This window comes from Paenibacillus oryzae (genome assembly GCF_001675045.1).
Classification (GTDB): Bacteria; Bacillota; Bacilli; order Paenibacillales; family Paenibacillaceae; genus Pristimantibacillus; species Pristimantibacillus oryzae.
In genome coordinates, this window is sequence record NZ_LYPA01000023.1 from 43,478 (window position 1) to 66,787 (window position 23,310).

Sequence of the window (23,310 nt, forward strand, 5' to 3'; positions counted from 1 at the left end):
TTTCTGCCCTTGCTACTCCTTCAATCCCGTCATCGCTACCCCTTCAATAAACCGCTTTTGCGCCATGAAGAACACAAGCAGCAGCGGTACAGTCGCCATAACGGTTGCGCTCATCAGATAATGCCAGGACGTGCCAACCTCGTCGGTGAACAGCGACAGGCCCAGCGGCAGCGTCATCAGCTCGCGAGTATTAATGAAAATAAGCGGATCAAAAAACTCGTTCCATACCGTCACAAAAGTAAAAATCGTCAGCGTCGCCATGCCCGGCTTGGCAATCGGCAGCATAATCTGCCAATAGATGCGGAATCGGTTGCAGCCGTCGATCATCGCCGCTTCCTCCAGCTCCGTTGGCACGGTTATAAAAAACTGCCTCATTACAAAGATGCCGAATACGCCGCCCGCTCCGAATATCGGCAGCAGAATTAGCGGCAGATGCGTGTCGATCCAGTTCAGATCGCGCATAAACAGAAACATCGGAATTGCGGTTACTTCATGCGGAATCATCATGGCGCTAAGCAGCACCAGAAACACAACGTTGCGGCCCCAAAACGGAATTTTGGCAAATGCATATCCCGCAAGCGAAGCAAAAAAGACAGTACCCACGACGACAACAAGAGAAATATAAACGCTGTTGAAATAAAACCGTTCAAACGGAATCAGCGAAAACACATCTACATAGTTCTCCCACTTGAACGTGGAAGGGAATAGCTGAGGCGGATACGTAAAAATAGCCTGCGGCTCCTTGAAGGAGGTGGACAGCATCCACAAAAACGGCACCAGCATCACCAGCGAAATAGCCGTTAACGCGGCATATACGCCCGCCGCCGACAGCGCCTTGCGAGCGCGGAAATCAGGTGTCGCTTTCATTGAATACCCACCTCTTTCTAAGCTGCCATTGCAGCAGAGTCAATACAAGCACAACAAAGAACAGAACAAACGCCAGCGCCGAGGCGTATCCCATCTGGAACAGCTTGAACGCTTTTTCCCATATATAGTACACAAGCACTTTTGTACTGTTGCTCGGCCCGCCCTGGGTCATGACGTAAATTTGTCCAAATACCTTCAAGGAGCCGATTACGGTCATAACAACAGTCAGAAATACCGTTGGCGTAATCATTGGCAAGGTAACGTTGAAAAAGCTTTTTGTTTTTCCCGCTCCGTCCAGCATGGCTGCTTCGTAGAGTGAACGAGGAACCTGCTGAAGCGCCGCTATAAAAAGCACCATGTTCAAACCTACGTTTTTGAGCACGCTGGTAATAATAACGGCCGGCATCGCCAGCTTTTCATTGTAAAGCCAGGCTGGCCCTTCAATGTTAAACATCAGCAGCAGCTGATTGATCAGCCCGGAATCCGTCGCAAACATGTACTTCCAGACGATCGACCATACGATAAGGGAGGTCATGACGGGCACAAAAATCGCCGTGCGGAAAAATCCGATTCCCTTCATGCTTTTGGATAATAGCAGCGCCAGCATCAAAGCCAGCACAATGTTAAACGGCACCAATCCCGCTGTAAAATAAAACGTATTCCCGAATACCTTCCAAAACACTTCATCTGTCGCAATATTCCGATAATTTTCCAACCCAACAAAGCTGTGCTCGCCCAGCAGCGGCCAGTCCATAAAGCTCATATACAACGCTTTTCCCATCGGGAACAATAACAGCAGCGTAAATCCCAGCACCATCGGCGATATGAATAACCAGCCCGTCAGTTGCGCTTCCCGGGCAAGCGGTCCGCCCCTGCGTTTTTTGCCACTTTTCTTCACTCCGCTTTCACCGCCTCTAGCTCAATCTGTCTATTGCATTTCGGAAGCCGCTGACCGCTCTGCGCAGCTCATCCTCTGACTTGCCTGTAACAATAGCTCCTAGCAAAATAACACTGATTCCGGCATCATGCAGCACCGGCACGTCTCCTTCTACCAACTTGCGCTGCGATGGCAAGACGATCGGCAGGCCGGAATGCCTTGCCAAATATCTATAGTTAAGCACATCGGCAAAGCTGAGCGGCGTGCCGTATTCATTACCCGGCACAATGGAGGTTTCCAGAGCCGCAAACCCGAAATCGGCAGCGCCCTTCACCCGGTCAAAATCGTACGTATCATTAATTGCGAAGGTACGGTCCAGCCCATTATTCTCCAGCATGAATGAAGGCAGATGATGAGCATAGATGGAATAAAAGTCGAAGCCGATTGGCGCCAAACGCTCTATTTCCTCCCGCGAAACACCCTCCAGACTGCCGGACGGCACAACGCCAAACGGACCGTCGAACTTCTCTCTAATGCTGCGGAAAACCTCTTCATATTGGTTTAACGGTCCAAAATGATTGCCGCTCGCCCGATGCCCTACATTAAAATGGACCTTCAACCCGTCCGCGCCTTCCTCCAGCGCCGCTTGCGCCAGCTTGGCGTCATTGGCAGGCAGGCTGATAAGCAAACTCAGCTTTTTCCGTTTCAATTGCTCCTTTAACTTCCCCATGTCGATATTCGCTCCTTCAAGCTTGCTTGAACTTGAAGCCGAGGATACCGGATGCGCCGCTCCTTCTAGGCCACCGATTCGGCCCGGTACGTCTGACTAGCGCTCACACACACGCCTGACGACTTTTGGCAATTCGGCCGCGCCGCCAGCAAGCTGCTCTTCCAACGTGCCAAGCTGCTGTGTCCCTAACGTCGATCGGCTTTTGACTCTTGGCACAACCGGCATCCTCTTGCTCCATGCTCTTTTCCTATTTCAAAATAGCGTCTACGTCGGATTGCATTTTCGCCAGGTTTTCTGCTGCGGTGCCCGATTTGCCGAACAGGCGGTCAAAGCCTTGCAGAATCGCGTTGTCGATGTCCTGCCAACGGATATGGCCCGGAATGATGCGAGCTTTTGGCATTTCGTCGATCACGGCTTGCATAATATGCTCCACCGGCGGATTGTTTGGCTGCTTCAGGAACGAATCTGAGTTCAGCACGGAAGTGCGCGGCGGTACAAAATAAGTCGCAGTTGCTTCAATACCGGACTGGCTGGCAAAATATTTGAGCAGCTTTTTCGCCTCTTCCGGATGCTTGCTATCCTTAAACAGCGTATAGCCCGCTTGTCCAAGCATGGACACGCTGCCTTGGCTGCCCGCAGGCATTGGAGCGATGCTCCACTCAAAATTCGTTATTTCGCGCGCCTTGGATACATAGCTGTAATTGTCAAAGAACATGCCTACATTGCCTGCGTCAAAGCTTACTTGCTCACCCGCTTTAGGATGGGATTGATCCTCAAACATCATCCGGCTCAGCATGTCCATTGTTTCAATGCCGTATTGGTCGTTCCATGTAAAGGCCGTCATATCCTGGCTAAACGGGCCGCTTCCGTTCGACCAGGAGTAGGAGGACAGAATAGCCCACGTTTTCCAGTCACGGAAGAAGTTTGCTCCGTATACGCGGTTTTGAGCATTGTTGTTCGCAATCGCTTTAGCCGATTCCTCGAATTTGGCCCAGGTCCAGCTTCCTTCGGTTGCAAGCGTGTTGGGATCAGTCAAACCAGCTTGGTCAAACAAGGTTTTGTTATAAAACATAACGACAGGCGGTGTTGAAAAAGGCAGTCCAAGCAGCTGATCGCCATCGCGGAACAGATCAAGCGTGCTCGGGATGTAGTCGTCCAGCTTGAATGACGCATCGTCTTTGAATTCGGAGACATCGGCCAAAATGCCGTTATCCTTGAACTGCGGAATCATCCGCTCCGATACCCATGCGATGTCAGGAAGCGATTTGCCGGCGGCTAGCACCGAAATTTTTTGCTGGTACTCCGTAAACGGAACGGATTCCATTTTGACCTTAATGCCGGGATTTTCAGTTTGGAAGCCTTCAATAAGCTTGTTGTATACATCCATATGCCCTTGATTGCCCCACATCAAAAACTTCAATTCCACATCCGCTAGCTGCTCGGTACCTCCGTTTGTTGCGGTGCCGTCCGTTTTTTTTGTGTCTGTGCCCTGGCTGCTGCAGCCCATTACCATACCCAGCAGTAAAACCGAGGTTAGAGCCAATCCTGCCTTCTTCATCCAAATCCCCCTTATCAACATTTAATTGTGATGACTACCCCAGTATAACGAAGGGGAATACCTCTCTAAAATCACTTACATTACAGAAAAGGTTCGATTTCTTTATCTATTTGTCAGATAACCTGACTAATACTTACCTTTCGATGTCCGAATTATGATATTTATTTTTATATATTCTTTTATCGCTCTATCGTTATGTCCTTCCATGGCTGTTGTTCTTCTGTTGTTGTGTTGTTGTTGTGTTGTTGTTGTGTTGTTGTTGTGTTGTTCTTCTTTTGTTCTTCTGTTTTTGTTGTGTTGTTCTTATCTTGTTCCTCTTTTGTGCTTCTTTTGTGCTTCTTTTGTTCTTCTTTTATCCTTCTGTTTTTGTTGTGTTGTTCTTCCCTTGTTCCTCTTTTGTTCTTCTTTTGTTGTTCTTTTGTTGTTCTTTTGTTGTTCTTTTGTTGTTCTGTTGTTGTTCTTTTGTTGTTCTGTTGTTGTTGTGCGGTTTGTACGATTATTCATACAAAATCTGGTGGATAGTGGGCAGTTCAGCCGATTTGTACGATGAATCATACAAAATCACTAGTAGAAGCAAAGGTTCAGCTCTGTTTTGTATGAAATTTCATACAACAGGCCTCCAATTACCTAAAACCCGCCGTGCTTTGTACGATATTTCATACAAACGCTCCAATCCACCCTAATACCGCCCCCTAATTACGCTACGATTATGCTCCCGGTCCACATCCTGATTCTGCCCACGAACACTGTCACGCTCCGAGCACTCTCCTCATCACAACCCTAATCACGCCCCCGCTCCCAAGCCCTCTCCTGATTCTACCCACGAGCACTATCACACTCCGAGCCCTCTCCTCATTCTACCCACGAACACTATCACACTCCGAGCCCTCTCCTGATTCTACCCACGAGCACTATCACACTCCGAGCCCTCTCCTCATTCTACCCACGAAGACTATCACGCTCCGAGCCCTCCCCTGATTCTACCCACGAGCACTATCACGCGCCGAGCCTCCCTGTTCCGGCCCGTTATCACGTTCCCGCCCCGCTCTAATTCAAATCTCTATCCAAGTCCTGGCCCGATCCCCGCTTAAGCTTTAAGCCCCTCACCCTCACTCACTCGGGCTAAACTGGTTTCGATACTCGCCGGCTGTCATGCCGCATTGCTGCTTGAACACCAGCATAAAATGCTTCGGGCTTTGATGCCCCGACAGACGAGCTACATCATAGATTTTGAGCTGTGTGTGGCTAAGCAGCCATTTGGCCCGCTCCATACGGGCTTCGGAGACGTAGTCGGAATAGTTGCTGCCCGTTTCTCCCTTAAACAGCTGGCTCAAATACGTCGCATTCAGGCTGACCTGGGAAGCAACCGTCTGCAGCCGCAAATCGCCGTCAATATGCAGCTTCACGTATTCCTTAACGTCACGAATAATTTTTCGGGCATCGCCGCTATCCTCCATCTGCGGGGAATCCGGCGCACCCATCGGCGTAGATACCCCATATCGCTTGTCCAGCATCATTTTGGCCCTCTCCAGCACCGAAACCAGCTCATGCCGTTCAATCGGCTTTAGCAAATATTGAAGCACCCCGTGCCTAATCGCTCTCTGGGCATATTCAAACTCACCATAGCCGCTCAAAATAATAACCAGAAGCTCGGGATACATCTGCTTGACCTTTTCCAGCAGCGTTAAACCGTCCATTTCCCTCATGCGAATATCTGTAATCATCAGGTCCGGTACCTCGGACTTCAGGTAGCTGAGCGCCTCCCTTCCGCTCGCCATTTCCCCCGTCACCTCGAACGAAGGGGCCGATTGGCGTATCAGCTCGCGCAGCCCCTGGCGTATCACCATTTCATCCTCAACAAGCAGCACCTTATACATCCTCATCAGCCCCTTCTGCCGGAAGCAAAATAGTAATCGTAACCGCCAGCCCTTGTCCCGGGCTGCCGTCAACTGTCAGGCTCGCGCCTTCTCCATACAACAGCTTGACCCGCTGGCTAATATTTTGCAGCCCCAGCTCATCCTGTTCGCTTCGCCTCAGCGAATCATAAGCGGGCTGTCTGCCAATCTCCTCATTCAGCGCTTCTATAGCGTCCTCGTCCATCCCTTTGCCATTATCCCGCACCGTTAGAAGCATCTCATTCTGAAAACGAAGCGCAGATATCCAGATGATGCCGCCTTCTTCGCGTCCATCCAGCCCGTGGTAGACCGCATTTTCGACAAGCGGCTGCAGGATCAGCTTTGGAATGCTGACATCCTTCAAATCCTCATCCACGTTAAAAAATACATGGAGCTTCCCGCCATACCGAACCTTGTGAATACGGACATAGGAGGCGACAAAATCAATTTCCTCCTGGAGCTTAACAAGCCTCCCGGCCCGATCAATCGTATAACGCAGCAGCTTGCCCAGCGCAGTAACCATATCGGATACCTCGGCGTGTTTCTGCTGGATAGCCATCATATTAATGGATTCCAGCGTATTATAGATAAAATGAGGGTTGATCTGACTCTGAAGCGCGGACAGCTCCGCCTCCTTTTCCCGAATGCCCAGCACAAACACCTCATGAAAAAGCCGATTGATTTCATCCATCATCCGGTTAAAGCCCCGGCCAAGCTGGCCGAATTCGTCATTGCTGAGCGGACTTACCCGTTTATTGAAGTCTCCCTGCTCGACGCGGGCCATCTTGTTTTTCAGCTCAATCAAGGGACGAGTTACCCGGTAAGACATCATTATTGCCACAAGCATAGCTAGCCCTACGCACGACAAAGCGATCCATAGCGTAAAAAGAAGCAGCTCGCGCGATTCCTTTTGAACAACATCAATAGGTGTAAGCCCAATAACGGACAAGCCGGAATAGGGAGAATGATGCCGCACAAACAGGTATTGCTTGCCGTTTATAACCTCGCGCTGTCCGCTAACCAGCTGCGGCAGCCGTTCATGTTTTGTCAGCTCGCCATAGGCCGAAAAACCATCCTCCGACTCTCTTTCATACAGGAGCCTCTGCTGCTGATCCACGATCATAAGATTGGCTGCTTTTTCAATATTCAAATTGTCCAAAATACTGCCAAAAGCATTTACATTCGCATCAATAATCATGTACCCCACCCGCTCCAGCGTCTTGGGCTCCTTGATAACCCGCGCCACAGCGATATATTCATCCTCCGGCAGGCTATAGTAAGAAGGCTTGTGCGGCGGAATAATCTGCCACTGGCCATCGGACTGCTCCAGCGTCTGAAACCACTCCTCCCCGCTGCCATCCCATACCGCATTAATTGCCATAGCGTCTACATTGGAAAATAACACACCGCTGTTGCTGATCAGATGAATGCCGTGTATTTCAGGGCGATCGTAGGCCTGACCGGACGTATATAGCTTCATTTTCAAATAATCATCCGAAAAAACCCATGATCCCGAGCCCATCGACCCATTGTATTTGGCCAAAATGGACAACACCTTCTCGTCGTACAGAGGCATCAGCGATAGCCGCTCCAGATCCTTCAACAGCCGGTCAAGGTTTGCATTAACCTGCCCCGCAATGTCGATTGTATATTGCTCCGTTTTATCATTCATCGTTGACGAAAAATGGCGGTAGGTCACGATTCCCTGCAAACAAAGCGGAAGCAGAATCAAAACCGTAAACAGGAGCAGCAGCCTTGTCCGCATTTTGCTTTCCCTTAAATGGCTGCCTAACCATCGCAGCATATGCCCCACCCCGTTATCGGATTAGTTACTCTGTATTTTGTTATGTTTTGTGACATTAAAAATACTATTTGAAGTTTATCGTAAAATAAGACGCATTTGAATCCTATCCTTCAACTTTCGGAATGGGTACGTAATCTCAAGTTTATGAAGGCGCTTACTATATTTGTCCCGCCCAACCATTCCGCTCAACAACTCTTCCTAACCCCCATCCAGGAAGCCAAAATAACCCTCCTGCTGCTGCGGGAGGGTTTTAGATAAAATTATTGTTGGCTGTTTGGATACAAATTATGTATTGCTGGTTTCAATCCACGCTCCTGCATGAGGAGCGACTTAATTTTTGATAGACAACGCGGTTACTATCCAAGTTTCAATCCACACTCCTGCGTAAGGAGCGACTTGGTGCAGCGGTGTTGTCGATGGCAAGGGGGATGTTTCAATCCACGCTCCTGCGTAAGGAGCGACAATTCCCCCTCTTAATCCCCGCCCGTTACCAGCGTTTCAATCCACGCTCCTGCGTAAGGAGCGACTATCTATTTACTTAGACCATTCAAATGCCAGCCGTTTCAATCCACGCTCCTGCGTAAGGAGCGACGTGCAGGTCGTAAAAAGAGCGAGATCCCCCTTACGTTTCAATCCACGCTCCTGCGTAAGGAGCGACTTAAACGTTGATCTTAAATCACTAAAGGCACTTGTTTCAATCCACGCTCCTGCGTAAGGAGCGACGGCCCGCGAGTCATTAGAAACCATCCGAAGAATGGTTTCAATCCACGCTCCTGCGTAAGGAGCGACTTCATATATACGCCTGACGCTGGCATCAATTTGTATTTCAATCCACGCTCCTGCGTAAGGAGCGACCATGGGGATGGCGCAGTCACACGCTGGGCGCTGGTTTCAATCCACGCTCCTGCGTAAGGAGCGACCAGCTAAACTACTACAATACTGCGTTGACGGATGGTTTCAATCCACGCTCCTGCGTAAGGAGCGACGTGTAAACATGGCGATTGTTTTCTTACCCTTTACGTTTCAATCCACGCTCCTGCGTAAGGAGCGACCCCACGACTCAAATATGTTTGAAAAAGGTAATCCGTTTCAATCCACGCTCCTGCGTAAGGAGCGACAAGGCGGTATTGGCAAGATCGTTTTGTGTTGCTGTTTCAATCCACGCTCCTGCGTAAGGAGCGACCTCATAACTATTTAACTCCATCTGCCTTCTATGTTTCAATCCACGCTCCTGCGTAAGGAGCGACCGTTTACAGCGCTGTTGGAGCCGCCCACGTGCGGGTTTCAATCCACGCTCCTGCGTAAGGAGCGACGAGCCGTTGATACTAAAGGGATGGTGACCATTATGTTTCAATCCACGCTCCTGCGTAAGGAGCGACCGCTGTCTAATTATCTTCACGCATTCTGCTCTCGTTTCAATCCACGCTCCTGCGTAAGGAGCGACTTGCAGTGGGCATCGCTCAACCAACGAGAGAAGGTTTCAATCCACGCTCCTGCGTAAGGAGCGACGGATAAGCAAAACATACATGCCGATATACTCGTGTTTCAATCCACGCTCCTGCGTAAGGAGCGACTGGTCGTTTACGGAGGGTTGCAGTTGGTCGGTTGTTTCAATCCACGCTCCTGCGTAAGGAGCGACAAAGAAAAATGTAGATCGTGCGCATTCTGTTGGAGTTTCAATCCACGCTCCTGCGTAAGGAGCGACAAGGTGCAGATTTATTGTGAACCAAACGCATCAGTTTCAATCCACGCTCCTGCGTAAGGAGCGACTCTGGCGCTAAACAAGGTTTCTGGCCGTTGGGATGTTTCAATCCACGCTCCTGCGTAAGGAGCGACTGGCCAGAATCTCGTAATGCCGGCGCCCATTGCAGTTTCAATCCACGCTCCTGCGTAAGGAGCGACGGGCCGAAACTATTACGGCGTAGAAATCAGCCGTGTTTCAATCCACGCTCCTGCGTAAGGAGCGACGGGTTATCGCAACAATAACTGTATCGGGTGCGTGTTTCAATCCACGCTCCTGCGTAAGGAGCGACGTTTGCACATATCGGAGCGCTAGCGACTGTAGAGTTTCAATCCACGCTCCTGCGTAAGGAGCGACCGCGTCTTCCTGTTGCATCGACTAGCGCGGCAGGTTTCAATCCACGCTCCTGCGTAAGGAGCGACAATTCACCACTCCTTGACTACGCAGGGCAGCGCAGTTTCAATCCACGCTCCTGCGTAAGGAGCGACTGGATTGATTGGCGACCAAAGTCCACAATTTTCTGTTTCAATCCACGCTCCTGCGTAAGGAGCGACGCAGATGGTGATATTGTAACTCGCACAAGCCTGGTTTCAATCCACGCTCCTGCGTAAGGAGCGACGGGCTTGTCCTTGATTCTGATGACTTGAGGGAGGTTTCAATCCACGCTCCTGCGTAAGGAGCGACAGCGGCACTCGCGAGCCCTTACCCTGCAAGGGCTCGGAGTCACAAAAGTGCGAACCCCTATTATTGTAACTCGAAATCCTCCAAAAATCGACGTTATTTCATGAGAAAACTAGTCTGGACGCGGGGTGCGAATCTCCCAGGGATTTCATGTGCGCTTGGGGTTCGCACTAGATTTCACAGCATTTAAATCTCACCTCCGATTCGAAATTTCATTCAATGTTTTGAGTTCACCTCCGCTCCACACAACTAATTATTACCATAAAATTCATCAAATTCTTTTGATGCAAGCAGCAACGTTTTTTTGTTTGATTTTTATCCTGCCTACTAGCTGTAAACCATTGATGAGAAGCCTCGGCATTTTTCCGTTTGCCGGGTATGCCGACAGCCATCAGTTTCAATCCACGCTCCCGTACAAGGAGCGACTTTTCGAGATGGCCTCCTCCGATTCACCAGCTAGTTTCAATCCACGCTCCCGTACAAGGAGCGACATGCGATTCAATACGCCGAATATGCAGCAGCCATGTTTCAATCCACGCTCCCGTACAAGGAGCGACTGACTTTTGCCATCAGTACACCGCCAGTTCCGCGTTTCAATCCACGCTCCCGTACAAGGAGCGACAAGGCAAGCGACACCGGAGGAATTGGCCGATCTGGTTTCAATCCACGCTCCCGTACAAGGAGCGACCCATCGCCTGAGATTTCGCTTGATACGAAATTCGTTTCAATCCACGCTCCCGTACAAGGAGCGACGGAGGTTTTGATATGACCATGCTTGATATGAAAAGTTTCAATCCACGCTCCCGTACAAGGAGCGACATGTTCGTTTTTTAGCTTCCGGATCAGCTCCCAGGTTTCAATCCACGCTCCCGTACAAGGAGCGACGCCGATGCAAGTAGGCCAGTAGAAGAGATATCGGTTTCAATCCACGCTCCCGTACAAGGAGCGACATATACATTAATTCACCAGGCGGCGATGTGTTTGTTTCAATCCACGCTCCCGTACAAGGAGCGACCATGGCCGCAAACCTCGCATTCAGGCGGGAGTAGTTTCAATCCACGCTCCCGTACAAGGAGCGACTTGTAGCTCTGCTCCATCGTCTCCAGCAAGCTCTGGTTTCAATCCACGCTCCCGTACAAGGAGCGACAAACTCGAAACGCTGGATATGCTGGACAGCCGCTTGTTTCAATCCACGCTCCCGTACAAGGAGCGACTCGAGCGGTTCATACAGGAGGTGATGCCGCAATGTTTCAATCCACGCTCCCGTACAAGGAGCGACAACCGGGAGTTAAAAGTAGCCCGCGCCGGATATGTTTCAATCCACGCTCCCGTACAAGGAGCGACAACGGAAATGAAATTGTTTCGACAATTGATCCTCGTTTCAATCCACGCTCCCGTACAAGGAGCGACGAGGCGCTTGTTGAGTCAATTGAATTGCTCTTTGTTTCAATCCACGCTCCCGTACAAGGAGCGACGCTCTCCTGATCTGGATTAAAGAGGGGGGGAGGGTTTCAATCCACGCTCCCGTACAAGGAGCGACGCGGATTGAGGTACAGACCGTTGATGATTTGCGGTTTCAATCCACGCTCCCGTACAAGGAGCGACGAGTGAACCTGTCCAACTTTTATTCATGGGTTGTTTCAATCCACGCTCCCGTACAAGGAGCGACATATTGCGACGGGGTTAGGTGTATATCCATTTGTTGTTTCAATCCACGCTCCCGTACAAGGAGCGACAATTGGCAACCGCTGGGACAATCCCGAACTACTGGTTTCAATCCACGCTCCCGTACAAGGAGCGACAAGTGGTGGACGCAAAGGAGTTTTACGCTAATAGTTTCAATCCACGCTCCCGTACAAGGAGCGACGCGTTAAATTGGATATGGCCGCCCCGGAAAAAGGTTTCAATCCACGCTCCCGTACAAGGAGCGACAGCACGTGCTTTAAAACCTTGCCAGCATTGGGATGGCAGACGGGTTTCCGCGAACCTGCTTTATTGGGCTACAAGCACACTCCGCATCCAATCTCAAAACACCCTAAAATTCAGTACCAGCAAGCCTTTGCGAACCTCCCCGCTATTTTATGTAAGCTTAAGGTTCGCAAACGCCGCAGATCATTTTCAAATCATCAAGAAGCCCTCTGGGTCATATCCCTGCTTGGCTCCCACATGCTCAACTTTCCCCTTCCAATTGGCGCCCAAACGGTAGAATCGCAAACTATCTGACTCTGGCTCAATAATTTTTTTCAGCTTTATTTGTAACTCCTTTAGCTGCTGGGGATCAACCAGGCACTCGAAAACCGAATTCTGTACTCGCTGCCCATAATTTTCACAAGTTTTGGCAACCTGTCTTAATCGTTTTTGCCCATCCGTTGAGATTGTGCTCACATCATAAGTAATCAGGACCAGCAATGCGTGTACCCCCTATTTCCAGAAAAATGGCGGATAATCGTCCAGATCGCCTCTCATGTATCTGGCTAACAACATGGCTTGTGCATACGGCAAGAGCCCAATGGCAATTCTCTCGTCAAAAAATGGATGCTGAATTTCCTCCCGTTTTCTCTGTTGCCACTCCTTTAGCACAACTTTTCGGGCATCATCAGTCAGGATAAATGCTCCATTCTCCTTTTCCAGAAAATCATCCTTGCCAACTTGTTTTCGATTAATAAGCGTCAACATCAGCCGATCCGCCATATAGACCCGAAACTCCTCCATCAAATCAAGCGCCAAGCTATTTCGACCAGGACGATCACGATGCAAATATCCTGCCTGCGGGTCCAGCCCAACCGTCTCAAGAGCATGCGTAACCTCGTGAGCTAACAAGGTGTAGAGGAAAGATAACAACGCATTGACACGATCGCGCGGCGGTCGCTTCACTCTGCCTTGGAAATGGAAATGCTCTTTTTCCGTCAATATCTGCTCAGGCAATGCTGAGAAATAATAACGGGAAGCCAGCCCCTCCACTCCTCGAAGCTCATCCAGACTGGATGCCTTTTCAACCTCCTGGAGCTGCCTTCCAAGTAATTCTATAATAGATTGGCAATGCTCTGACCGAATCTTGTCGCCATGGTCGCGCAGTGTACGCTTGAGAGACACCCTCGCATTCACCAGCTTGGCGTAAATAAATCGTTGTGCAAGCAACAAGGATTTTGCCTCCGAGTCACACCAGCGGTATTGCGTTCGGCGCAGATGGATATTGCCGGAAACTTCACCTGTCACCCTGGCCTTAAAGCGGCCCGTCGGTGTCAGGAAAACTAGAGAAATGCCATTGTCCACACATAAATTCATAGCTTCCGGGCTGACGCCAACATAGCCAAAAATAACAATGGACTCCAATTGGATTCGCGCCACCTGCAGTTCCTTCACACCTTCAGCAGTCACTACCAGCGTGTCTCCCTTGGCGCGAAGATACGCGTTGTCTAGCGTAACATATAACGTGTTTAACAGCCTTCTCATTGCTCCTGCACTCCAATCCAGCTCTGAACATAAGCTGCCGCCGATTTTGCCCCTTTGCCAGTCCATTTCGGTTTGCACAGCGTCACCAAGGAACATTGGCGGCAGTGGGATTTATAATTTGCTTTAGGTGTGCGCGATGCGGCATACATCTCCCTCATCTCGGCTACTATAGCCGCTACTCGCACACGCAGAGCAGCAGTAAATTCAACTTGCTCACGCCTCCTGATTTCATGATAAAACAGATCCCCTTCCTGGATGGAAACCCCCATCATTTCCTCCAGACAAATAGCCTGGGCGCATAGCTGCAAGGCATCCCGGTCATCTGGCTTTGGCTTGCCGCGCTTGTATTCCACAGGGCGCACCAGCCAATATCCCTCGCGCCCGTCCAGTACAACCGTCTCCTCGGATGTAAATGCCTGTCGGCTAAACTCCACCATATCAGCTATGCCACGAATGCCCAATTGATCTGATACAAGCGGCATGGAGCGCACCGTTCTTTTGTCCCCGCGAGTTTCATCAAACTCAGGATCATCCACAAGCCGGTGCACATCGTTCCCTTCCGTTGTCAGCACATTTTCTTTCCACTGCTGTTCGATATGAATGAGCGCCCATTGGCGGGGACAAAAGGCATAATGCTGGATGCCCGACAGCATGAAATAGTCATCGGACTGCACAACCGCCTCCATACGTCTACAGCTTCTCCAGAATCCGAACGCCCTCGGAAGCAGAAAGAATTTCCACCTCGTAATCTTCAAAGGCTCTCGGTATATCCACCTCCGGCTTGCGGCGAACCTGCACAAGCTTAAACAACTTATGGGCCGGCGCATTGCCAAGTTTGCTATCGTGCTCAAAAACAATCAGCTTTTGCGCTGACATCTTACCACGCGAAGCGGACCGATCATGATCGAACATATTGATAAGCGAGCTCCATAGAAGCTCCAGATCCTCCTCGCCAAAATTCGTCTGATTGGCCAGCGGCGCAGAAATAAAACCCTCCATTTTGTACAAACCATAAGGAACGATGCTTTTACGGCCCATGGTGCGCTCCTTCTCCGCATCCTTCTCATTAGTGACGGCCATACGTGTAATCGTCACGTCCATAGGGGAAATCGGATCAATGCTTCGCGCAAAGCTGAACTGCACCGGCCCGCGCACCTGTCCGCAGTTAACACCTGTTGTCATCACTGCTCCGAAGGCGCGAATATCGTAATATTTGTCGCACATCCACCTGGCAAGCGTCTGCTGATCCTCCCTCTTTTTTGCCGCCATTTTGTCCGGCTTGTTTTCCTTCAGTTCAATATCGGGGTTATGAAGAAAAGCTTCCTTGTTCAAGTTGTTAAGGACAGCCGCTTCCTTGACATATATGGCATAAGAATCCTGTTCGCCTTGCGCCAGCTCTACATAATTACGAACCTTGCGTTTAAGAGATACATCAGTCACTAGCCCGCAGCCCGTTTCCGGGTCGATTCGTGGCAGATTGCCAGCATCCGGGTCTCCGTTTGGATTGCCGTTTTCCACATCAAACAACAGGACAAATTCATAACGTTTCGTTAGGGGAGTCTTTTCAGCCATAATTATATTCCTCACTCTCAATTTTTTGGAAGATGCTCAAGTTTTCGGGTCGAGTCAAGCCAGTGCTTCATCGCTATCAGGGATTAGCTCTGCGGCTCATCTACAGCTTCAGCAGCAGCTCCCGCTTCCCCGGCTTCCTTCGCTGAAGAAGTGTAAAAGCCTTCACGTTTATGATAATAGCCAATGGCAAACATTCCTTGTTCCTCCAAGGTTAGGCGTCGCGGCAAACGTTCGGGTAAAGCAACCATTACCTTGCCAATCAAATCATTGTTGTAGCCGCCCCACTTGTCATCTTTGGAAACATGATGCTGCGCCAAATGGAGCAGCCTTGGAAATACACTGGCTGGCGAAGCAGAAGCTGCTCCCCAGAAACGGTCTCGAATCGTTGCGTTAATGCCCGCTCCAAGCGCGTCCTTCTGCGCTTTCTCCAGACAAGCAAACAATCTTCCCAGGTTATATGCTACGTTTGTAGACTCCTTATTTTCCGCCACCGACAATTCCCCTTCCTTAACCCCGTTTTTACCGCTCCTACTGGCACGCAGCAAATAAGCTTTTAGCATGGCTGCACGAATACTGCCAATCTTATATAACCCTTTGCGAGGATCATCCGAATCTGCTCGAATCCGGTTAATGAGCTGCGCGAATATGGCCTTGGAATAAGGCAGCCCCTGCAAAATCGAACGGAGCATCTGCCCCTCCATATTGGGAGGAATATTGCTCCAGTCATGGCCAACTGCAAGCTCTTTCAGCAGCTGTCTCACGGTTGGAGTCCGATCCAATCCCTTCAGCGAAAGATCCTTATAATGCTGCCAAACCCTATCCCCGATCTCGCCAAGCGTCCCCTTATAAAAGAAACGAATCGACAATCGCGCCGCATTGGGTGACAAGCCTAACACGTAAAAGGTGGTTTCCGGGTTCAGGTCCGTAAAGGTATCTCGAAACTCCTGACCGTTTCGCACGCGATACACCGCGCTTTTTACACGCTCGCGTACGCTTTCGGGATCAGGCGGTCCCTCCTCATCTGTTTCCTCGCTTCGATCCTCCTGCATCAGACTGGCCAGGAACTGCTGCTCATGGTCCACTGACGATTCCGCCCAGAATACAACAGTGGTATCATTCATACGGACGCGATGCTTGGGATCGGCGAGCAGCTTGTTCAGCACGTAGCCATATGCATCGGCTGCTTTCTTTGAGGTGGGCGCATTAAAGGATTGCTCTCTGCCAAACGAAACAAAGGAATCCTTATTAAACGAGACAATAGCCGCGCCGGACGATTGTGCGCCTATGACATTCTTAATGTTGGGATGAAGCCTGGCGATTTCACTCACCGGCACCGCTTCTCCCGAAATCAGACAGATTTGTGTTGCGTCATTAGAGGCAACATCTCCCTGTCCAGACACCAAATACTTCTCCCAGGCCGCTTGCAGCAACCGATTATCATGCAGAAAACGTCCGGTCGGCGCATATTTAAGTACACATAATCCGCCAGTAGTGAGCGAGGCTTTCATCTCTTCGCTTAATAGCCGTTCAAGCTGATCGGCCAGAGGCTCGGGTTCCATTTCCACAAAAGCAGTCAATGCCATAAGCTCTGGAGACTGCTCCCTGCTGTCTGCTTGAGCAAGCACCTTTCGCCATAGCTCCTGCATTGCCTCTCTGCATGCGGGGCGCATCCCCAGCGCTTTTCCAAAAAAATACTCCGCCTTATCACACAAAAAATAAGGCGTAATTTTGACCGTTCGCTTTTCCTGCTCTGGCACATTGTACGTTCTCCGAACCAGCTTGCCCTTTTCGTTCGTATAAGGAACAACATCAACGATCCGCCCCTCAGTGTCCACATGAATCTCAAATGATACATCGGCTGCGGAATAACCTTCCTTCGGCATATCGCCGCCGTCCTGCTCCAGCAATAGGTGGTAATAAGCATGGAGCGCCTGCAAAATCATCGGAACACCTCCAACGGACCAGGTATGCTAATCCGGCCATCTACCATTTGAGCCCGAAAGAAATAAGGCGTAATCTCCTGTACCTCTCCCTTGTCATTAAGCCTGAAATCCTGATCGTACAACATATACCCCAGATCAGTAGTGCCTTGCAGCGGACTCTCAGGCAGGGCTTCCGAATCCTCAATAAGCTCAAAGCTGACGGGAAACTCCCGTGTCCCGAAGTAAGGTCTATGAAAGCATTGCCCCTGACGCGCTCTTCGCAGAAAAATATTATAGTGCTTCTCCGGGCTGTCCTCGGCCCCTTGCCGATCCGTCATTTCAAAATGAGCCTCGATAATATAAGCCACATTCCGCAGCACCATAGACGCTCGTTGCTGCCTCTCCTCTGCAGCATAGATAGCTTCTTTGCGCGGGGAAGCTTTGGACTCTACTTCATTGCGTCGAATATTTTCAAAAATGATAGGATTCAGCACATGTATACGGTCCACCACCCACCGAATGGCAGGCTTCCAGTGAATCGCTTCCAGAATACCTCTTGCCGCCGATGGCGTTATCACATCATAGCTAACCCGCTCCACCTTCATTTCGGGTCTTGTAAAGCAGGCATAATCGCCCCAGACCTTCAGCTTGATTCCAAACCCCATGCAGGCTGCCCCCTTCTAAAATAATAAGACCTCATGCTCCACAACATCATCCGGCTGCAACAGGCCCGTTTGCTTGCTGTAGTAAGCCATCTCCGTCAAATAAAGCACACCTCCGCTTTTCTGAAGCAGCTCGGCCGACTTCATCGCAGCCAATTCAAACGAATAGACTTGAACAGAATACGGCTGTAGCTTGCGCAGCTCAGCAGCGGGATATTGGCTATACGGTAACGACTCCAGTATGGACCGCGCCTTCTGATCGAAAGGAATCACAATGCTTTGCATTTGTCCGTCAATAAACTCAAACCGATTAGAAATTTCCTCATACGGGATTTCCAGATTTCCATTTTTGTCCGATAGCAGCGACATAATGCCTTGGCTATCCGTTTTTTGAAGGACGGTGTTGTCATTTAATCCATAGATACGGTCAAAATAGTTTTGCATAGCCGCCTGCGAGAAAGCTTCCTCTTCATAACGAAGCACATGCTGCGCCTCCGCCGCCGTCTCCTTCATCCAGCCCTTCTCAGGCATACCATGCCGTTCCGGATAAAAAACAATGACCTCGCCGATGTCCAATCGGCCTTCCCTGTTACATCTGCCTGCCGCTTGCGCGATAGAGTCCAGTCCGGCCATCGCCCGCAATACCTTGGGAAAATCAACATCCACCCCAGCTTCAATTAATTGGGTGGAAATAACGCGGCAAGGTAAGCCGTCACGCAGCCTCTCCCTAATTTCCTTAAATATCAGTTGGCGATGAAGCGCGCACATCCGGCCGCTCAAATGATAAAGTCCCTCTTGCTCAAAAGATTGCAGACGATCATACAGCAGCCTGGCATGCTTTCGCGTATTGACGATGCAAAGAATTTGCTCCGACTCCATGATCCAGTCCGCAACCGTTTCATCTGAAATTCTATCGTCAAGCGCCCCGTACGATGTGAGATGTACTCTTTTGAACGTATCCATCAGCTCGCCCGGCGTTGGCGCATCCATCAGCTCCTTGGCTGGAAAACCAAGCTTGTCCCACGAAGGTTGTGTTGCCGTACAAAGCACGACCGAGCAGTTGTAATGCTCCACCAGCTCTTGCAGCGCATGCAGGCAAGGCTTCACGTAGCCGCGCGGGAGACTTTGCGCTTCATCCAGCACAATGACAGAGCCGGCAATATGATGCAGCTTGCGGCATTTGCTTCTTTTGTTGGAGAATAAGGATTCAAAAAATTGAACAGAGGTTGTCACGATGACAGGAGCGTCCCAGTTCTCCGTGCCAAGCTTGAGTTGCCGTACTTCCGCAGCGCTATGATTTTCCTCGTATTCATCCAGGTTAAAATTGCTGTGATGCTCTACTATGGCATCCTCGCCTAACGCCCTGGCGAATACGGCTGCATTTTGCTCTATAATACTTGTAAACGGGATTACATATATAATTCGTCTTAGCTTATGACTTGCCGCATGCTCCAGAGCAAATACCAGGGAGGATAACGTTTTGCCGCCGCCCGTTGGCACTGAAAGGGAGAATAACCCTCGTTTCGAGCTTCGCGCTTGCCTTCGACAGGACTCCTGGATACGTCTGCGTTGCATATTAATGACACTTTGCTCCGCTTTTTCAAGAGGCTGCAAAAACCGATCCAATCGCTCCAGCAATTGTTGCATGGCGGGCTGCTTGCGCCCCTGCATAAGGATGCGATCTGCCTCGCAGGTATAATCCCTTGTATCTATCGAGTCCGCATCAACCAGGCAGGAATAGAGCATTCTGCCCAAAAAGCTATACTTCCAGGCCAAATGATCCTTATGCTTAAAAAGCAAATTCGGTTGAAATAATGGCGGGAGCGGAATTCTCCCCGTTGGCACCTGTATTTCATCCCAGGCAGATGTCCATTTCGGAAGCTCGGAGTAGCTTTTTGAGACACGGCGCTTAAACGTTCCTTCCTCATCGCGGGTACCATAGTTTTGCAAACCGCCATGATGCCCAGCTATACACAACGCCACCAGCCTGGCCAAGTAATTGGCCGCACCGCTCGTACCGATATGCTGATGGCAGGACGCTTTTTCCAGTATCCACTTTGCCCCGGCAGTCGAATGATCAACCCGCACATTTTTTCCCTGCACCCTTTGTTGAAACGGTTCCGAATACTTCCCGATATCATGAAGCAAGCCTGCCAAATAACCCAGTTCCTTAGCTCCAAAGGCTTGTGCGTTTGCTTCGCATCTTTGTGCTACATTTAACAAATGAACATGCAGCAACTGAAAATCCCCGTCATCCCTGCTATGTGCATAAAATGCCATTTATCTCCTCCTGTCGAATCAAAAGGAATAATGAAACTCGCGTATGACTTTAGACCCATAAAGGGCTTAAATAAACCATTCTACAACCGAGGTTACATTCCTTCAAAAATATCTCATTTTTTTATTAAATATCATCAATTGGGTAATTGTGTCGAAACGTGAATGATTAGCACATTTAGAAAGCGCTTTCAATTATTCATAAGATGCGCTTCCTGGCGTAACTTCCTTTCAACAACGATTGGGTCTTTCACATGTGGGGTTCTGATCTCATGCATGCTTCTACATGGGAAGCTTGCATGAGCGCAGCGTGACAACGTGGGGAAAGGAGTGACAAGAAGTACGAGCAAATCATAGCGGAGGAAATAGCGTTTCAATCCACGCTCCTGCGTAAGGAGCGACTCGAAAAACTCAACAAGATACCAGGTGTATCGTTGTTTCAATCCACGCTCCCGCGTAAGGAGCGACTCTTATTCTGGAGGATGTATTCCATACTATTGTTGTTTCAATCCACGCTCCCGCGTAAGGAGCGACCACCTGTATAATGAGCTCATCATATTTCTTGTTGTTTCAATCCACGCTCCCGCGTAAGGAGCGACCAACTTTATGGTATTGAGGACAGGACGGACGAGGTTTCAATCCACGCTCCCGCGTAAGGAGCGACAGGCACATGGTGGGACAGGATTTACGATAAACGAGTTTCAATCCACGCTCCCGCGTAAGGAGCGACTTGGCTCATTTGATTAAATGTTTTTAATTCAATGTTTCAATCCACGCTCCCGCGTAAGGAGCGACGCAACACTAAAAGGCTGGCAAGGGTATCCTCCGTGTTTCAATCCACGCTCCCGCGTAAGGAGCGACCGTCTGGTGTGCCTGCGATTAAATCAGCCTCTTGGTTTCAATCCACGCTCCCGCGTAAGGAGCGACGAGATTCAAACAGCTTTCCTCTTCTATTGCGAAGTTTCAATCCACGCTCCCGCGTAAGGAGCGACCAAAGTAACTAATTGGCCACAGGCCTCCGAGACGTTTCAATCCACGCTCCCGCGTAAGGAGCGACTTCAAGGGAGCGCCCGCGCTTGGCCGATTAGCTCGTTTCAATCCACGCTCCCGCGTAAGGAGCGACCACCTTGGCGGCAGAAATCCGCTTGATGTACTCATGTTTCAATCCACGCTCCCGCGTAAGGAGCGACAACCACATAAAACACTCCTGTCATCGCTCCAGTGTTTCAATCCACGCTCCCGCGTAAGGAGCGACTTGGGGACAGCGGCCTCATTCTCTCAACTGCCAGTTTCAATCCACGCTCCCGCGTAAGGAGCGACTACAAGCTATACAGGGCAATCGCAGAGCGCTGGTGTTTCAATCCACGCTCCCGCGTAAGGAGCGACTTTGCCCTGTAGCAACGTTCACAGATGCCGCCAGTTTCAATCCACGCTCCCGCGTAAGGAGCGACTGGCGTCAATGTTAAAGACTTCGGGGCCGTCGGGGTTTCAATCCACGCTCCCGCGTAAGGAGCGACTGGTAAAAAGTATTTGGAAAGAGCCATCAAAATGTTTCAATCCACGCTCCCGCGTAAGGAGCGACGTTCATCGCCCGGAGCAAAGGATCCGGTGTATGTTTCAATCCACGCTCCCGCGTAAGGAGCGACATTTGAGCGATAACAGCATCCATGATTCCGGTAGTTTCAATCCACGCTCCCGCGTAAGGAGCGACTCGTATTACCAGCGATTAATTGATATGCTGACGGTTTCAATCCACGCTCCCGCGTAAGGAGCGACCGGCAGCCAATCAGACGCACCGCCAGCCCAAGGGTTTCAATCCACGCTCCCGCGTAAGGAGCGACAGCGGCACTCACGAGCCCTTATCCTGCAAGAGCTTGGAGGCCCAAAAGTGCGAACCTCTTATATTGTAACTCTAAACATTCAAAAATTCGATGTTATTTCATGAAAAAGCCAGTCAGGACGCGGGGTGCGAATCTCCCGGGAATTTCATGTGAGCTTGGGGTTCGCACTAGCCTTTACATCATTAAAATCTCATTTCCGATTCTAAAACTTTTTTAATAGTTTTGATTTCATCTTCGTTCCATACAACCAATTATTATAGGCTAAATTATCAACTTCTTCCGATACAAGCGGTAATGTTTTTTAAAATTGATTATTTCGTTTCTCATTAGCTGTAAATCATTGATGAGAAACCTCAGCATTTTTGCCAGCCCCATCCTTCTAACCGACCGGATAACTTTAAACCCGTCTTCAGGTCTCGTTCCCAGTCACATATGGTTTTTAAGTTCCTTCAAGGCCCCTAAAGATGTGGCTCATTGATTGGAATCTGAAGGCTCTTGTTTCTCCAATCTCCTGACTGAAAGTCGATTCCCCTCTCGTAAAGCCCCCGTAACCTCAAGTTGCACACTACTGTAGCCTAATGGCTTGACTGTCCTATTTTATGAGCACAGTCCCTATCATTGAAGTCCAGAGCCAACGCAACTTGGACAGCTCCTATTTATTAACTCAATTTTTCAGAATCAGAATCAACTCAATACCATGTTTAACATATGTCTAAAGTCTATTGGGTAGCCATCTTGACGAACATAGAAAAACACCCCTTCCATGCACTGGGTATGCCGATAGTCATCAGATTCAATTCACGCTCTTGCACGAGGAGCGACAGGAATGGATTAAAGCAGCAACAGTAAGGGCAGTGTTTCAGCCCACGCTCCTGCACGAGGAGCGACATCCTTACCAATACGGAAATGGCGGGCGGCGAGGGTTTCAATCCACGCTCCTGCACGAGGAGCGACAAGACAGAACACTTAATAAAATCGGGCATGACCGTTTCAATCCACGCTCCTGCATGAGGAGCGACGAGTACGGGACAGTCACTAACGCTACTACGGGTAGTTTCAATCCACGCTCCTGCATGAGGAGCGACCTGACTTGTATTGGGACGATCCTGTGGCCTTTGGCGTTTCAATCCACGCTCCTGCATGAGGAGCGACCTCCAGCAGAGGTGATTCCCATTTTTAATCCATCGTTTCAATCCACGCTCCTGCATGAGGAGCGACAACGCTTAACGAAATGATAAACGCCAGCAAGCGGTTTCAATCCACGCTCCTGCATGAGGAGCGACAGCGGCACTCGCGAGCCCTTGCTGAGCAAGGGCTCGCAAGCGCAAAAGTGCGAATCTATTCTATTTTAACATGACTTATGCAGTTCGTCCCAATTGATGGAAGTTTCATAGGTGTCATGCAAATGTACTCAAAAATCCTGAAAACCC

The 23,310-nt window shown here is 49.9% G+C and carries 14 protein-coding genes and 4 CRISPR repeat arrays; all 14 genes read right to left on the reverse strand.

All coding sequences use genetic code 11. The features are described 5' to 3' along the window. Window positions 1-12: 12 nt before the first annotated feature. A complete protein-coding gene (locus tag A7K91_RS01170; protein ID WP_068678836.1) occupies window positions 13-867 on the reverse strand; it encodes a carbohydrate ABC transporter permease in 855 nt (284 codons plus the stop codon). Then, window positions 851-1,684 carry a carbohydrate ABC transporter permease gene (locus A7K91_RS01175; protein ID WP_082967163.1) on the reverse strand — a complete coding sequence of 278 codons (834 nt, stop codon included), beginning with the start codon at window positions 1,682-1,684 and terminating at the stop codon, window positions 851-853. The genes A7K91_RS01170 and A7K91_RS01175 overlap by 17 nt, the downstream gene beginning before the upstream one ends. A gap of 97 nt (window positions 1,685-1,781) precedes the next feature. Beyond that, entirely contained in the window at window positions 1,782-2,474 is a 693-nt protein-coding gene (locus tag A7K91_RS01180; protein ID WP_068678840.1) for a hypothetical protein, read from the reverse strand. A gap of 247 nt (window positions 2,475-2,721) precedes the next feature. Next, entirely contained in the window at window positions 2,722-4,032 is a 1,311-nt protein-coding gene (locus A7K91_RS01185) for an ABC transporter substrate-binding protein (RefSeq protein WP_068678842.1), read from the reverse strand. Between the two features lie 303 nt (window positions 4,033-4,335). Further along, a complete protein-coding gene (locus A7K91_RS26315) occupies window positions 4,336-4,536 on the reverse strand; it encodes a hypothetical protein (protein WP_156739238.1) in 201 nt (66 codons plus the stop codon). 605 nt (window positions 4,537-5,141) lie between these two features. After that, window positions 5,142-5,909 (reverse strand): response regulator transcription factor, encoded by a 768-nt coding sequence (locus A7K91_RS01190; protein ID WP_068678844.1) that lies wholly within the window; start codon window positions 5,907-5,909, stop codon window positions 5,142-5,144. Beyond that, window positions 5,902-7,731, reverse strand: coding sequence for a cache domain-containing sensor histidine kinase (locus A7K91_RS01195; protein ID WP_068678846.1), 1,830 nt, complete (start codon window positions 7,729-7,731; stop codon window positions 5,902-5,904). The genes A7K91_RS01190 and A7K91_RS01195 overlap by 8 nt, the downstream gene beginning before the upstream one ends. Before the next feature lie 298 nt (window positions 7,732-8,029). Beyond that, window positions 8,030-10,157: direct repeats of the CRISPR family, unit length 32 nt; unit sequence GTTTCAATCCACGCTCCTGCGTAAGGAGCGAC. Window positions 10,158-10,547: 390 nt separating this feature from the next. Next, a CRISPR array of direct repeats spans window positions 10,548-12,085; the repeat unit is 32 nt. 186 nt (window positions 12,086-12,271) lie between these two features. After that, entirely contained in the window at window positions 12,272-12,562 is a 291-nt protein-coding gene (gene cas2, locus A7K91_RS01200; RefSeq protein ID WP_068678848.1) for a CRISPR-associated endonuclease Cas2, read from the reverse strand. A 12-nt stretch (window positions 12,563-12,574) separates the two neighbouring features. Beyond that, window positions 12,575-13,606: a type I-C CRISPR-associated endonuclease Cas1c gene (gene cas1c / locus A7K91_RS01205; RefSeq protein ID WP_068678850.1), complete on the reverse strand. Its 1,032-nt coding sequence runs from the start codon at window positions 13,604-13,606 to the stop codon at window positions 12,575-12,577. After that, window positions 13,603-14,292, reverse strand: a complete 690-nt coding sequence (gene cas4, locus A7K91_RS01210; RefSeq protein ID WP_068678852.1) for a CRISPR-associated protein Cas4 — start codon at window positions 14,290-14,292, stop codon at window positions 13,603-13,605. The genes cas1c and cas4 overlap by 4 nt, the downstream gene beginning before the upstream one ends. Before the next feature lie 4 nt (window positions 14,293-14,296). After that, complete coding sequence (gene cas7c / locus A7K91_RS01215) at window positions 14,297-15,178, reverse strand: type I-C CRISPR-associated protein Cas7/Csd2 (protein WP_068678854.1); 882 nt, start codon at window positions 15,176-15,178, stop codon at window positions 14,297-14,299. Between the two features lie 83 nt (window positions 15,179-15,261). Further along, a complete protein-coding gene (gene cas8c / locus A7K91_RS01220; RefSeq protein ID WP_068678856.1) occupies window positions 15,262-17,121 on the reverse strand; it encodes a type I-C CRISPR-associated protein Cas8c/Csd1 in 1,860 nt (619 codons plus the stop codon). Then, window positions 17,118-17,765 carry a type I-C CRISPR-associated protein Cas5c gene (gene cas5c / locus A7K91_RS01225; protein WP_068678858.1) on the reverse strand — a complete coding sequence of 216 codons (648 nt, stop codon included), beginning with the start codon at window positions 17,763-17,765 and terminating at the stop codon, window positions 17,118-17,120. Before cas5c ends, cas8c begins: the two co-directional genes overlap by 4 nt. A gap of 15 nt (window positions 17,766-17,780) precedes the next feature. Further along, window positions 17,781-20,042 carry a CRISPR-associated helicase/endonuclease Cas3 gene (locus A7K91_RS01230; protein WP_068678860.1) on the reverse strand — a complete coding sequence of 754 codons (2,262 nt, stop codon included), beginning with the start codon at window positions 20,040-20,042 and terminating at the stop codon, window positions 17,781-17,783. Window positions 20,043-20,409: 367 nt separating this feature from the next. After that, a CRISPR array of direct repeats spans window positions 20,410-21,881; the repeat unit is 32 nt; unit sequence GTTTCAATCCACGCTCCCGCGTAAGGAGCGAC. Between the two features lie 855 nt (window positions 21,882-22,736). Continuing rightward, a CRISPR array of direct repeats spans window positions 22,737-23,163; the repeat unit is 32 nt. Window positions 23,164-23,310 lie beyond the last annotated feature (147 nt).